Source organism: Roseateles rivi (assembly GCF_043555845.1).
In the GTDB taxonomy this organism is placed as follows: domain Bacteria; phylum Pseudomonadota; class Gammaproteobacteria; order Burkholderiales; family Burkholderiaceae_C; genus Roseateles; species Roseateles rivi.
The window spans coordinates 480,912-494,036 of the sequence record NZ_JBIGHZ010000002.1 but is presented as its reverse complement, the minus strand read 5'-3'; the positions used below and the strand labels follow the sequence as shown (position 1 = coordinate 494,036).

General features: G+C 65.3%; 14 protein-coding genes. 7 read left to right on the top strand and 7 right to left on the bottom strand.

The window, feature by feature from the left end:
- Positions 1 to 33: 33 nt before the first annotated feature.
- Positions 34 to 1,107, bottom strand: a complete 1,074-nt coding sequence (locus ACG0Z6_RS06270) for a substrate-binding domain-containing protein (RefSeq protein WP_394459584.1) — start codon at positions 1,105 to 1,107, stop codon at positions 34 to 36.
- Positions 1,108 to 1,259: 152 nt separating this feature from the next.
- Between ACG0Z6_RS06270 and ACG0Z6_RS06265 the strand changes: the two genes are divergently transcribed.
- Positions 1,260 to 2,933 carry an OFA family MFS transporter gene (locus ACG0Z6_RS06265; RefSeq protein ID WP_394459581.1) on the top strand — a complete coding sequence of 558 codons (1,674 nt, stop codon included), beginning with the start codon at positions 1,260 to 1,262 and terminating at the stop codon, positions 2,931 to 2,933.
- A gap of 6 nt (positions 2,934 to 2,939) precedes the next feature.
- Here the strand turns inward: ACG0Z6_RS06265 and ACG0Z6_RS06260 are convergent, their stop codons facing one another.
- From ACG0Z6_RS06260 to ACG0Z6_RS06250, 3 genes are all read right to left on the bottom strand, one after another.
- A complete protein-coding gene (locus ACG0Z6_RS06260) occupies positions 2,940 to 4,046 on the bottom strand; it encodes an RICIN domain-containing protein (RefSeq protein WP_394459579.1) in 1,107 nt (368 codons plus the stop codon).
- 378 nt (positions 4,047 to 4,424) lie between these two features.
- Positions 4,425 to 4,778, bottom strand: coding sequence for a TfoX/Sxy family protein (locus ACG0Z6_RS06255; protein ID WP_394459577.1), 354 nt, complete (start codon positions 4,776 to 4,778; stop codon positions 4,425 to 4,427).
- A gap of 127 nt (positions 4,779 to 4,905) precedes the next feature.
- A complete protein-coding gene (locus ACG0Z6_RS06250) occupies positions 4,906 to 5,442 on the bottom strand; it encodes a DUF924 family protein (protein WP_394459575.1) in 537 nt (178 codons plus the stop codon).
- Positions 5,443 to 5,720: 278 nt separating this feature from the next.
- Here ACG0Z6_RS06250 and ACG0Z6_RS06245 point away from each other — a divergent pair, with 278 nt between their 5' ends.
- The gene (locus ACG0Z6_RS06245; RefSeq protein ID WP_394459573.1) at positions 5,721 to 6,377 is read left to right on the top strand and encodes an SMI1/KNR4 family protein; all 657 of its coding nucleotides are present in this window, start codon (positions 5,721 to 5,723) and stop codon (positions 6,375 to 6,377) included.
- 23 nt (positions 6,378 to 6,400) lie between these two features.
- Here ACG0Z6_RS06245 and ACG0Z6_RS06240 read toward each other — a convergent pair whose 3' ends face one another.
- Positions 6,401 to 6,823: a GFA family protein gene (locus ACG0Z6_RS06240; protein ID WP_394459571.1), complete on the bottom strand. Its 423-nt coding sequence runs from the start codon at positions 6,821 to 6,823 to the stop codon at positions 6,401 to 6,403.
- A gap of 151 nt (positions 6,824 to 6,974) precedes the next feature.
- Between ACG0Z6_RS06240 and ACG0Z6_RS06235 the strand changes: the two genes are divergently transcribed.
- Genes ACG0Z6_RS06235 through ACG0Z6_RS06220 form a run of 4 tightly spaced genes read left to right on the top strand, consistent with a single transcriptional unit; the run spans position 6,975 to position 10,860 of the window.
- Positions 6,975 to 8,003, top strand: coding sequence for a sulfate ABC transporter substrate-binding protein (locus ACG0Z6_RS06235; RefSeq protein ID WP_394459569.1), 1,029 nt, complete (start codon positions 6,975 to 6,977; stop codon positions 8,001 to 8,003).
- 35 nt (positions 8,004 to 8,038) lie between these two features.
- Positions 8,039 to 8,935: a sulfate ABC transporter permease subunit CysT gene (gene cysT, locus ACG0Z6_RS06230; protein ID WP_394459567.1), complete on the top strand. Its 897-nt coding sequence runs from the start codon at positions 8,039 to 8,041 to the stop codon at positions 8,933 to 8,935.
- Positions 8,936 to 9,811 carry a sulfate ABC transporter permease subunit CysW gene (cysW, locus tag ACG0Z6_RS06225; RefSeq protein WP_394459565.1) on the top strand — a complete coding sequence of 292 codons (876 nt, stop codon included), beginning with the start codon at positions 8,936 to 8,938 and terminating at the stop codon, positions 9,809 to 9,811.
- Entirely contained in the window at positions 9,808 to 10,860 is a 1,053-nt protein-coding gene (locus tag ACG0Z6_RS06220) for a sulfate/molybdate ABC transporter ATP-binding protein (RefSeq protein ID WP_394459563.1), read from the top strand. The genes cysW and ACG0Z6_RS06220 overlap by 4 nt, the downstream gene beginning before the upstream one ends.
- Before the next feature lie 13 nt (positions 10,861 to 10,873).
- On the opposite strand, the gene ACG0Z6_RS06215 is transcribed toward ACG0Z6_RS06220, so the two are convergent.
- Both ACG0Z6_RS06215 and ACG0Z6_RS06210 read right to left on the bottom strand, forming a co-directional pair.
- The gene (locus tag ACG0Z6_RS06215; RefSeq protein WP_394459561.1) at positions 10,874 to 11,497 is read right to left on the bottom strand and encodes a LysE family translocator; all 624 of its coding nucleotides are present in this window, start codon (positions 11,495 to 11,497) and stop codon (positions 10,874 to 10,876) included.
- Between the two features lie 3 nt (positions 11,498 to 11,500).
- On the bottom strand, positions 11,501 to 11,764 hold the full coding sequence (locus tag ACG0Z6_RS06210; RefSeq protein ID WP_394459559.1) for a glutaredoxin family protein: 264 nt from the start codon (positions 11,762 to 11,764) through the stop codon (positions 11,501 to 11,503).
- A gap of 372 nt (positions 11,765 to 12,136) precedes the next feature.
- Between ACG0Z6_RS06210 and ACG0Z6_RS06205 the strand changes: the two genes are divergently transcribed.
- Complete coding sequence (locus tag ACG0Z6_RS06205; protein ID WP_394459557.1) at positions 12,137 to 13,096, top strand: CysB family HTH-type transcriptional regulator; 960 nt, start codon at positions 12,137 to 12,139, stop codon at positions 13,094 to 13,096.
- The last annotated feature ends 29 nt before the right edge of the window (positions 13,097 to 13,125 follow it).

The window sequence follows — 13,125 nt, the reverse complement described above, 5'->3', positions numbered from 1 at the left end:
CCGGGGTGTTTGTGCCGGCTGTGACGCCCCGCCCTAGCCCAACAGCGGATACGCCTGCTCCAGCGGGGTGATGGTGCCTGCGGCGCTGGTGTCGTAGCCCGGCAGTTTGGAGAGCTTGTGGCGAAAGGCCGGGTCGCGCAGGGCGCTGATGATGGCTTGCATCTGCGCGCCTTGCAGCTCGGTGTTGCGGCACAGCAGGAAGTAGCGCTCGGTGGCGATGGGCACGAACTCCAGCTTGAACTGCCGCGCCGGGGGCTCCAGACCAAAGCCCACATCGGCCAGGCCGCTGGCCACGCAGGCGGCCACGGCGGCGTGAGTGCTTTCGCTGTGCTCGTAGCCAGCGATTTGCGTGGGCTTGATGTCTTGCTCGCGCAGCAGGCCTTCGAGCAGCAGGCGCGTGCCTGAGCCTGACTGGCGGTTGACGAAACGCACCTCAGGCCGGGCCAGGTCGCCCAGGGTGTAGATCTCCTTGGGGTTGCCCGCCCGCACCATCAAGCCCTGGCGCCGCGTGGCAATGTCCACCAGCGTCAGCGGCAGGCCTTGCAGCCAGGGGGCGTAGGCGCGCAGCAGGCCCTCTTGCATGGCGCCGTGGGGCAGGTGCATGCCAGCGATGTCGCAGTCGCCCTGACGCAGCGCAGCGGCCACGGCGGTGCTGCTGGCCCACTGGAAGCTCAGCGCCGGGCACTCGGCGGCCATGCGCTCGATCAGGCACTCGATGGCAAAGCCGTGGCTGGCGTGCAGGCGCAGCGCGGCGGGCTGGGGGTTGAGCACGCCTTCGAGCTCCTGTGCCAACTCCCAGGACAGCGACTCCAGCGCGGGCGTGAGCCGCGCCCGGATGCGCTTGTCCGCCCAGACGATGCGCGCGCCCAGCGCGGTGAGCGTGGAGCCACGCCCGCGCTCCATCTGCAGCAACGGTGCCTGCACCACGGCCTCGCCCTGGCGCACCAGGTCCCAGGCGTGGCGGTAAGACAGGGCCAGCGCGCGCGACGCCAGCAGCAGGCTGCCGCTCTCCGAGACTTGCACCAGCAGCTCAATCAAGCGCGCAGGCAGCGGCGGCCCGCTGGGGCCTTGGATGGTCCATACCGGACGGATGGAGACCTGCTTCATGGGTGTTGATGCTTAGGAGACGCAGTGCCGATGCACCGGGGTGCCAACTTCATATTGCACATGAAGCGCTTCCCCATCAGGATGCGGGGCCCCATGCAGTACCGGGTGCAGATTGTCCTTGCCAGCCAACACGCCACCACCAAGGAGAAACGATGTCTTCGGTACTCACCCAAGGGGAATCCCCCATGCCTGCCCAGGAAGCGGGCTTTTTGTCCAAAGAGCGCATCATCGCCGCGCCAGGCTTCAACCGCTGGCTGGTGCCGCCCGCGGCTTTGGCCATCCATCTGTGCATCGGCATGGCCTACGGCTTTTCGGTGTTTTGGCTGCCGCTGTCCAAGGCCTTGGGCATCAAAGACCCGATCAAGTGCGCCGCCGATGTGGGCTTTTTCCAGGAGCTGTTTGTCACGCAGTGCGACTGGAAAATCTCCACGCTGGGCTGGATGTACACCGCCTTCTTCGTGCTGCTGGGCAGCTCGGCGGCCATCTGGGGCGCATGGCTGGAGCGCGCCGGACCGCGCAAGGCCGGGGTGGTGAGCGCGCTGTGCTGGTGCGGCGGCATGCTGATTGCCGCTCTGGGCGTGCACCTGCACCAGTTCTGGCTGATGCTGCTGGGCTCGGGGGTGATTGGGGGCATAGGCCTGGGCCTGGGCTATATCTCGCCGGTCAGCACCTTGATCAAGTGGTTCCCCGACCGGCGCGGCATGGCCACGGGCATGGCCATCATGGGCTTTGGCGGCGGCGCCATGATTGGCTCGCCCCTGGCGGCCGAGCTCATGAAGTTCTTTGCCACGGCCAACGACGTGGGCGTGAAGCAAACCTTTGTCGTCATGGCCCTGGTGTATTTCGTGTTCATGATGGGCGGTGCCCTGGGCTACCGCGTGCCCCCCTCAGGCTGGAAGCCCGAGGGCTGGACACCCCCGGCCAAGCAGGCCGACAACGTCATGATCACCCAGGGCCATGTGCATGTGCGCAAGGTCTGGGGCATTCCGCAGTTCTGGCTGGTGTGGATGGTGCTGTGCATGAACGTCTCGGCCGGCATCGGCGTCATCGGCATGGCCAGCCCCATGCTGCAAGAGGTGTTCGGTGGCAGCCTCATTGGCGTGGCCGCCAAGTTCGGTGAGCTCGACAAAACCCAGCTCACCGCCATAGCCGGGGTGGCCGCGGGCTTTACCGCGCTGCTGAGCCTCTTCAACATCGGCGGGCGGTTTTTCTGGGCCAGCCTCTCCGACAAGCTCGGGCGGCGCCTCACCTACGTGGTGTTTTTCGTGCTCGGCGCGGGGCTGTACGCCAGCATTCCCGGCAGCGCGGCCACGGGCAACAAGCTGCTGTTTGTGGCGGCCTTCTGCGTGATCTTGAGCATGTACGGCGGCGGCTTTGCCACCGTGCCCGCCTACCTGGCCGACCTTTTTGGCACACAGATGGTGGGCGCCATCCACGGCCGCTTGCTCACCGCCTGGGCCACGGCCGGCGTGCTCGGGCCCGTGGTGGTGAACTACATGCGCGACTACCAGCTGGGCCTGGGCCTGCCGCGGGAGCAGGTCTACAACCAGACCATGTACATCCTGACGGGCATGCTGGTGATTGGCCTGGTGTGCAACCTGCTGGTGCGCCCGGTGCAGGCCAAGCACTTCATGAGCGAGGCCGAGCTGGCCGAAGAAAAACGCCTGGCCCACGACCGGGCCGAAGCCAGCGTCGTGGGCGGCGGCACCAGCACCTACCGGCCCAGCCTCACCGTGGTGGTCATGCTCGCCTGGCTGGCCGTGGGCATTCCCCTGGCCTGGGGCATTTACCGCACGCTGTTGAGCGTGGGTAAGTTCTTCGGCTGAGGCGGTTCAAGGCTGGTTGGCCTGCCACTTCTGGTAGTCCAGCCCATTGCAGCCCGTCACCTGCACCTTGGCGCTGGCGGTGGCGCCGTCCGCAGCGTCCAGGCAGCTCTCCGTGCCCACATTGAACAAGGCTTGGGTCTTGCCCATGGGCACCCAGGCCTGGAGGTTGCGGTTGCTGCAGGTCGCGGCCTGCACCTGCGCACCGTCGGCGGAGGCCTGCAGGCACAGGCTGCGCTGGGTCAGCCGCAGCTGACCGCTGGCGCTGTGGGTCAAGGTCTGGTTGGCATTGTTGGCCTGGCAGTAATACAGACCCAGGGCCGTGCCGCTGCCCAGAGTGTCTGCGCACAGCGCGTTGACGGGATTCTTCAGCCTGAAATTGCCCGTGGGCAGCCGCGCAGTGTTGACAGTAGCCACGCACTGCCTGTCGGCCGTGCAATAGCTCTTGGCGACGTTGGCGCAGTTGCCGTAGGTGTAGGTGGAGGCACTCTTGGCCGCGCTGCTGCCCAGCATCACACGCGAGAACACCGCCACCGCGGGCGCCACTTGGCTGCAGCTGCTGTACTGCTCGCTGCCCTGGGCAAAGTTCTCGACGAACTGCTCCAGCGTGGCGCCCAAACCGCTGGCCTGCACGCCCTGACGGATGTCGCCAATCACCTGGGTCTGGCCCGTGGCCACATCCATCACCGAGCCGCGCCAGACCTCAGCACTGGACGTTTTGGAAGTCCTGTAGAGCCGAAACCGGTACTTCTTGCCTTCCACCCAGGGGTAACTCAACTTGCAAGACGTGCCCGAGCCCTCGTGGCTGAAGCTCTCGCAGCTGGCTCCCGTGCCCGGCGTGCCGCTGACAGCGTTCCAGATGGAGAAGATCACCAGCTTCGTGTCGCCACTGGTTTGCTGCATACCGATATAGCCCGTGTTGTTGCCCACCGTGAACTGGTTGGCCCAGAACGTGCGCCCATTGCTGCCGGGCTCCAGCGTGACGCGAATGTCAGCATTCAACTCCGTGTAGCCGCCATTGACCGCGTCGGCGGTGAATGTGTTGCTCACCATGCCGCCCGCCACCACAGCGTGCGCTGGCAGCGCCAAGGCGGCAGCCCAAAGGGCGCCGATCACCCGAAATTGCGAAAAGTCATGCTTTGTTTTCAAAAATTCAGGCAAACGATGGGGTATCCGAAGCGGCATGGCTCATTCCTCAAGGTGTGCGCAGAGCTGCGCGGTGAAGGGGTCAACCGGCTCAACCACCGATGGATACGGCCTTGCACTCGGTGGTCGCTACGCCACGGCGCATGCCCTGGCGACGCAACCATCTTGGCATCGCCCACCGGCAGAACACGCCGGACCGCTCACACCCGCCCCCGAAGCGTGGGGGGCCTAGAAAACGCTTCGCTCAGCCCCTTCTGAAAAGCGCGGCAGCGGCGCTTTCGCTGGGCCAGCGCATCCCCAGGTCTGGGACATTCACCGCACGCTGTTGAGCGTGGGCAAGTTCTTCAACTAGGTCCGCGAGGCCCGAGGCTTGGGGGGTGCTTTGGGCTTTTTGGGCTTGGGCGGCGGCAGCGCCTCGGCGGTCTGGTGGAGCAAACGCTGCAGCACCGGCGGCTCGTCCAGCAGCTCGTCCGCCACCGGGTAGTCCTTGGCGCCTGGGTAAGGCGGGCGCAGCGGCAGCTGCGGCGCCAGCGCGGTGGCCGCTGGCGTGGGTTTGACGAAGAGGCTGTTGTCGCACACAAAGCCCACCACCTTGCCGTCCAGGTACAGCGCGTACTCGCCAAACATGCGCTTGTGCGTGAGCCGCTCGCCCAAGCCCACCTGCTCGGCCACATAGTCCACAAAGCTCTGATCACTGGCCATGGGTGTTTGCTTTCTTCAGTTGAGACAGCCCGTCAACAGCGCGCGCTTCCAGTCCGGGCATTCGCGCAGGCGGGGCCCGCTCGGCCATCTGCGCTGGCTTGAGTGTGTGGCTGCGACTGTGCCACCTTCAGAAGCTCGACCCCGGCTGCTTCAAAAACTCCAGCTCCTCGGGCGTGGAGCTGCGGCCCAGGATGGCGTTGCGGTGGGGGTAGCGGCCAAAGCGGTCGATGATGGCTTTGTGCGCCAGCTCGGCCTGGTGGTTGCCCTCGGGGGCGTGCTGCGCGAACAGCTCGACGGCCAGGGCATGGATGGCGGCGGATTCGCTGTGCATATAGGGCATGTAGAGAAACGCCCGCTGCGCGATGGGCAGGGCCTGGTCCGCACCCTGGCGCACAGCTTCTTGCGCCAAAGCCAGGGCCATGGGGTCGGCCGCAAAGGCGCCGGGCTGACCGCGGTGGATGTTGCGGGAGAACTGGTCCAGCACGATGACCTCGGCCAAACGGCCCTTGGGCGTGTCCCGCCAGGCGTACAGCTCGCCCGCGCACGCGGCGCGGTGCAAAGCGCCAAAGCGCTGCGCAATGGTTTGATCCAGCGCGGCGTCCACCCGCCACCACTGCGCGGGCTCGAGCGTCTCAAACCAAAAATTCAGCACGTCTTGATGCATACACACACTCCGATGTTTCGCCCATTGTGAGGCGACACCCCGCGACGCGACACCCAGCGAACACGGGCTGTGTTCGGGGAACAGCGTGCTCACAGCAAATTCACCCCGAAGTGACGCTGAAGCCCAGCTCAACACCCCAAAACGGGGTAATCTTTTTTTCCGTCAAAGGTCAATAAATTGAGACTAAAGTAATTAGCCCATAAGACACCCAAACAATACTCAGATATTCATGGGCACAACACCCATGGCGGACAATAACCACAAATCAACAAATCACCATGAGATTGAATCCATTTGAACGTTTTGGTGAGGTTTGCAAATCAATCCTTCCGCACCACCCGCTTGGCGGGCTCAATGCGCCAGCCACCGAGCAAGAAATAGCGCTTGCAGAAGAAATGATGCAACAGCAGTTGCCGCCAGACGTCAAAGAGGCCTATCGCCACTTCAATGGTCAGTGCAGAGATGCGCCCTATAAGGTGTTGATTAATCATTACTGGCTACCAGTTTATGGCACACCAAATATGCAAACAATGGCTTCCGAGTACTCTTCACAAAGATATTTGGAAATGCTACTGAAAGACGATGAGAATTTCGGCTTTTATGATTTCGTTGAAGAAGGATTGGAATACAACAGCCCAATTCATGAAGTTGCATTTCATCCAGGTCGCCTGCCATTTGCAGCGGACGATTCAGATAGCAGACTGGAGATTGATGTATCCCCTCCTCCAACAGGAGTTTATGGTCAAATTTTGAAGGCTCCTATTTTTGGAGAGATGGATGGAAATGTATGGGCCAGCAGCTTCTCGGAACTGATTGAAAAAATCGTCTGCAGCTACGAGAGTGGAAAAATTTTTTGCGAAGTTGACGGCAAATTCTCGCGCTGGTTGCACAAGGAAACCAATCAAGACTTATATCTGCGCACACTTCTGAAGTGACATTGGGCGCCTTTTTGGGGGCGTCACCCCACCGCCTCCCACCCCGTCTCCCCGCCGAACTGCGCCACGCCGGGGGCGGGTTGGTGGTGGTGCCAGGGGGCGCGGTGCTGGGTGAAGTAGTCGGCGCTGGGGGGCGGTACGGCGGCGTCAGGCAGGGCTCCGGCGGGGATGCCCAGGGCGTCGGGCAGGCGCTGGTCTTGGCTGTAGACATGGCCGCCGCACTGGGTGCAAAACCAGCGCGTGGTGTGGGCTGAGGCCGCGTAGCGGCGCACCGCGGCGGGATTGGGCAGGGTGCAGTGCTCCAACGGCACGGTCAGCCAAGTGCTGAAGGCCGCGCCGCTGAGGGCCCGGCAGAGACGGCAGTGGCAGTTGATGGGCGGGCGCAGCGCCGTACTGAGGGTCAGCTGGGCGGCGCCGCAGTGGCATTGAGCGGTGAGCGTCGGCATGGGCGGTCGGCGCGGAGTTCAGGGCGCCCGCAGTGTCAGGGTCTGCATATTCTCTGATCGGATATGCAAATACAAATTCTGTTGTTTTAAGAATATGGAGCTGCCCGCACACTTCGCGTCCCTTGTGTGTTGACTGGAAGCGAGTGCTGCCATGACTGTGCGCCCTTACCGCCGTGTTTTGATGCTGGCTGCCTTGCCTGCGCTGGCCCTGTGGGGTGCTGCGGGCAGCGCGCTGGCGCAGGAGGCGCACAGCCTCTTGAATGTGAGCTACGACGTCTCGCGCGAGCTCTACAAGCAGATCAACCCCGCGTTTGCCGAGGCCTGGAAGGCCAAGACGGGGCAGGCGATCACGATCAACCAGTCGCATGGCGGTTCGTCCAAGCAAGTGGGCGCGGTCATTGGCGGGCTGGAGGCCGATGTGGTGACCATGAACCAGGCCACGGACATCGACATGCTGGCCAGCAAGGGCCTGACGGCGGCTGACTGGCGCAAGCGCTTCCCGCACGAGGCGGCGCCCTACAGCTCCACCATCTTGTTCCTGGTGCGCAAGGGCAACCCCAAGAACATCCGCGACTGGGCCGATCTGGCGCGCCCCGGTCTGGCAGTGATCATGCCCAACCCCAAGGTGACGGGCAATGGCCGCTACAGCTACCTGGCAGCCTGGGGCAGCGTGCGCGCCAAGGGCGGCACGGACGCGCAAGCGCGCGAGCTGGTGAGCAAGATCATGGCCAATGTGCCGGTGCTCGACGGCGGCGGGCGCGGCGCCACCACCACGTTCACGCAGCGCGGCATTGGTGATGTGCTGCTGACCTTTGAATCCGAGGCCGAGCTGATCGAGACCGAATTCGGCAAGGGCCAGTTCGAGGTGGTGGCCCCGACCATCTCCATCGACGCTGACGCGCCCGTGGCGCTCAACGACAAGGTGCTGGCCAAGCGCGGCACGGCGGCGGTGGCGCGTGCCTACCTCGACTTCCTCTACACGCCGCAGGCGCAGGACATCATTGCCCGTAACAACTTCCGCCCGCGCGACCCGGCGGTGTTCAAGCGCCATGAGAAGCGCTTCGCGCCCATCCAGCTCTTCAGCGTGGAGCAGCAGCTGGGCCCCTGGAGCCAGGTCTACAAAACCCACTTTGCCGATGGCGGCAGCTACGACCAGGTGATGGCCGGCATCAAACGCTGAGCCCCGCCTGACCTGATGTTTTTTTGGAAGCCGTGATGAACACCGCCACCCTCAGCCCCACCGGTGCCACGCCACCGGCGAGCGCCCCCGCCAAACCGCGCAAGCGCCGCCGCGTGCTGCCCGGCCTGGGCCCCACCCTGGGCTACACCCTGTTCTACCTCTCGGTGCTGGTGCTCATCCCGCTGGCGGCGGTGTTTTTGAAGTCTGCCGGCCATGGCTGGGAGTCCTTCTGGGAGGCCGCCACGGCCCCGCGCGTGCTGGCCTCTTACCGGCTGAGCTTTGGTGCGGCGCTGCTGGCGGCGGGCATCAATGTGGTGTTTGGCTTCATCCTGGCCTGGTGCCTGGTGCGCTACAACTTCCCGGGCAAAAAGCTGGTGGATGCGCTCATCGACCTGCCCTTTGCCCTGCCCACGGCCGTGGCGGGCATTGCGCTGACGGCGCTCTACGCCCCCAATGGCTGGATGGGCCAGTGGCTGGAGCCGCTGGGCATCAAGGTGGCGTTCACGCCGCTGGGCGTGCTGGTGGCGCTGATCTTTATTGGCCTGCCCTTCATCGTGCGCACCGTGCAGCCCGTGCTGCAGGACTTGGACACCGAGCTGGAGGAGGCCGCCGCTTCGCTGGGCGCGCACCGCTGGCAGGCCTTCCGCCTGGTGCTGCTGCCCATGCTGGCACCGGCCCTGCTGACGGGTTTTGCCCTGGCCTTTGCGCGCGCCGTGGGCGAGTACGGCTCGGTGATCTTCATCGCCGGCAACATGCCCATGGTCAGCGAGATCACGCCGCTGATGATCATCTCCAAGCTCGAGCAATACGACTACGTGGGCGCCACCGCGATTGCCACGGTGATGCTGGTGTTCTCCTTCACGCTGCTGCTGGGCATCAATGCGCTGCAAGCCTGGAGCGCACGGCGCAACGGTCTGGACGGGAAGAAGTAAATGGCCATCTCCGCAAGCACGGCAAACGCCGAGCGCTTCCAGCGCAACCCCGCCACGCGTGAAGCCACCTGGGTGCGCCTCACCCTGCTGGCCCTGGGCCTGGGCTTTTTCGCGCTCTTTCTGGTGCTGCCCCTGGTGGCGGTGTTCACCGAGGCGCTGAGAAAAGGCTGGGAGGCCTACCTGGCCGCGCTGATCGAGCCCGAGGCGCTCTCCGCACTCAAGCTCACGCTCACCGCGGCCGTGATTGCCGTGCCGCTGAACGTGGTCTTTGGCGTGGCGGCGGCCTGGGCCATCACCAAGCACGATTTCCGCGGCAAGCAGCTCTTGATCACGCTCATCGACCTGCCCATCTCAGTCTCGCCCGTGGTGGCGGGCCTGATCTTTGTGCTGGTGTTCGGCGCCCAGGGCTGGTTTGGCCCCTGGCTGGACACGCACGACGTGAAGATCATCTTCGCCGTGCCCGGCATCGTGCTGGCCACCATGTTCATCACCACGCCCTTTGTGGCGCGCGAACTCATCCCGCTCATGCAGGCCCAGGGCCGCGACGAGGAAGAGGCCGCCACGGTGCTGGGGGCGTCGGGCTTCAAGGTGTTCTGGCACGTCACGCTGCCCAATATCAAGTGGGGCCTGCTGTACGGCGTGATCCTGTGCAACGCCCGCGCTTTTGGCGAGTTCGGCGCGGTGTCGGTGGTCTCGGGCCATATCCGCGGCATGACCAACACGCTGCCGCTGCACGTCGAAATTCTCTACAACGAGTACCAGTTCGCCTCGGCCTTTGCCGTGGCCTCCTTGCTGGCGCTGCTGGCGCTGGTGACCCTGGGACTCAAGCAATTCATCGAGTGGAAAGCCACCCGCACCCGTCAGGAGGCCGCATGAGCATCACGGTTCGCAATATTCACAAGTCCTTTGGCAGCTTCACGGCGCTGGGCGACGTCTCGCTGGACTTCCCCACCGGCGAGCTGACCGCCCTGCTGGGCCCCTCGGGCTGCGGCAAGACCACGCTGCTGCGCATCATTGCCGGCCTGGAAACCGCCGACCGCGGCCAGGTGCTGCTCGAAGGCGAAGACGCCAGCGACACCCATGTGCGCGAGCGCCAGGTGGGCTTTGTATTCCAGCACTACGCGCTGTTTCGCCACATGACGGTGTTTGACAACGTGGCCTTTGGCCTGCGCGTGAAGCCCCGCAAAGAGCGCCCCAGCGAGGCCGTGATCAAGAAAAAGGTGCACGAGCTGCTGCAGCTGGTGCAGCTGGACTGGCTGGCCGACCGCTACCCGCCGCAGCTCTCGGGCGGGCAGCGCCAGCGCATTGCCCTGGCCCGCGCCCTGGCCGTGGAGCCGCGCGTGCTGCTGCTGGACGAGCCCTTTGGCGCGCTCGACGCCAAGGTGCGCAAAGAGCTGCGCCGCTGGCTGCGCCGCCTGCACGACGAGCTGCACATCACCAGCGTCTTCGTCACCCACGACCAGGAAGAAGCCCTGGAAGTGGCCGACCGCGTGGTGCTCATGGACCACGGCCGTGTCGAGCAAGTGGGCACGCCCAAAGAGGTCTACGAGCACCCGGCCACGCCTTTTGTGTACGGCTTTTTGGGCGCGGTCAACCGCTTTGAAGGCCATGCCGAAGGCAAGCTGCTGCACGTGGGCGAGCAAACCCTCACCGTGGCCAGCGCGGGCAGCCTCAGCGGCCGCGTGCAAGCCTATGCCCGGCCGCACGAGCTGCTCATCGTGCCCGATGCCAACGCCGCCGGCCTGCCCGCCACCGTCGAGCGCGTGCTGACCTTTGGTGCGGCCGCGCGCGTGGAGCTGCTGGGCCCGCAGGGCGAGCACCTCGAAGCCGAACTCAGCCGCGAACAGGCCGAGGCGCTTCAGCTCACCACCGGCCAGCACGTGCGCCTGCAGGCCGCGCGCATCAGCCTCTTCGAAGCCGCCTGAGGCCCTTCAGGCCTCAGCCCAGCAGCAGCCGCGCGCCCAGCGCGATGAAGATCAGGCCGGCGGTGCGGTCCAACCACACGCCGGCCTGCGGCCAACGCGCCAGCCGTGCGCCCAAGCCGCCCGCGCACCAGCCCAGGGTGCCAAACAGCAAGGCCGCCTGCGCCGTGAAGATCAGGCCCAGCAGGCCCAGTTGCAGCGCCACCTCACCCTGCGCGGGCCGCACAAACTGGGGCAAGAAGGCCAGGAAGAACACCAGCACCTTGGGGTTGAGCGCATTGGCCAGCAGCCCCTTGGCAAACAGCCGCCCCAGCGGCTGCGCCGACGCGGCCCCCTCCTCCAGGCGCACTGCGGCCGCATGGCGCAGCGCCTGCACGCCCAGATAAACCAGATACAGCCCACCGGCGCCGCGCAGCCCCGCAAAGGCCAGCGGCGAGGCCGCCACCAGCGCGCCCACACCCAGCACGGCCAACAGCGTGTGGCTCAGGCAGCCCAGCGCACAGCCCAGGCCAAAGACCACGCCCGCACGCCGCCCCTGCGCCAGGCCCAGGCCCAGCACCATGAGGTTGTCTGGCCCGGGCGAGGCCGTGATGAGCAAGGCCACGCCCAGAAAAGCCAAGAGCTGATCGGGCGCCAGCACCGCTCAGACCTGGGGTGGTGGTGCCAGATTGCCCAGCTGCGCCAAGGCGGCCTGCAGCCCGGCCACGCCCCCCACGCGCTGCTCGTTGATGAAGATCTGCGGCATCTGCCGCACCGACGGACCGCACTTGGCATAGAAGGCCAGGCGCTCGGCCTCGTCGTCGATCATGACTTCCTTGTAGGGCAGACCGCGAGACTGCAGCAGCTTCTTGGCCGTGTCGCACAAAGGGCAGGCGGACTTGGAATAGACGGTGATATTGAGTTCCATAGCCGCCAGTGTAGAGGGCTGGGCGCGGCGCATCTGCGCATATACGCGGCCTGCATGCGCTCTTGCGTAAAGCTTCGTTCGCGCATTCAGGCGCCAGCCCTAAGCTGCATGCCATGCGTGGGGCGACGGATTCCCACCAGGGCATTTTTCGGTTGCCAGCGGCGCTGCGTTGGGTGGAGGCGGTGCGCACTACGGCTGCGTGCAGGGGTGACGCAGCGCCGCTTGGCACCTGATGGTTGAGATCGCCCGGGGCCGCTCCCGAGCGTGCCAGGCCTTGTCTGCGGCATAAGCTCAACACGAATGGTTTGACGACATAACGGCAGGAGCACTGAAGAATGGGTTCATCCAAATCTGACCCCCACCTTCATCGCCGTGAACTTTCAACAACTGCGCTCCTTTCGCGAAGTCCAACGTCAGGGCTTCAACCTCACCGAAGTCGCGCTGGCCCTGCACACCTCTCAGCCCGGCGTCAGCCGTCAGATCAAAGAGCTGGAGGACGAGCTGGGCATCGAGCTGCTGCAGCGCAGCGGCAAGCGCGTACTGGGCCTGACCGCACCGGGCCAGCATGTGCTGCCCATCATCGAGCGCCTGCTGCTGGAGCTGGACAACCTGCGCCGCGCCAGCGACGACTACGCGCGCGCCGACCATGGCCTGCTGCGCATTGCCACCACGCACAGCCAGGCGCGCTACGCCCTGCCCGCGGCAGTGCGCGACTTCCGCGCCCTGCACCCCGGCGTGCAGCTGCACTTCAAGCAAGGCGGCCCGCATCAGGTGGCACAGCAATTGCTCGATGGCGAAGCCGACTTGGGCATTGCCACCGAAGCCCTGGCCCAACACCCCGAGCTGCTGACCCTGCCAGCCTACCGCTGGACGCACTGCGTGCTCGTGCCCAAAGCGCACCCGCTGGCACTGCAGGCACAGGCCGGCCACGCGCTGAGCCTACAGGCCCTGGCGCGCTACCCGCTGGTGACCTACGAGCGCGGCTACACCGGGCGCGCCCACATCGACGAAGCCTTTGCCCAAGCCGGGCTGAACGTGGATGTGGCCCTGGAGGCCATGGATGCCGATGTGATCAAGACCTATGTGGAGCTGGGCCTGGGCGTGGGCATTGTGGCGGCCATTGCCTACGACGAAGAACGCGACGCGCATTTGCGCGCCCTGGACGCGCGCCACCTCTTTGCCGACAACCTCACCCGCGTGGCCGTGCGACGCGACGCCTACCTGCGCGATTTTGTCTACGCCTTCATCAGCACCTTCGTGCCGCCACTGACGCGCGCTGTGGTGGAAGCCGCACGCCACCCCGCCACGCTGCCCGACCTGAAGTGCGCATAAGTACACACGAATTTCTTCCTTCCTCTGCA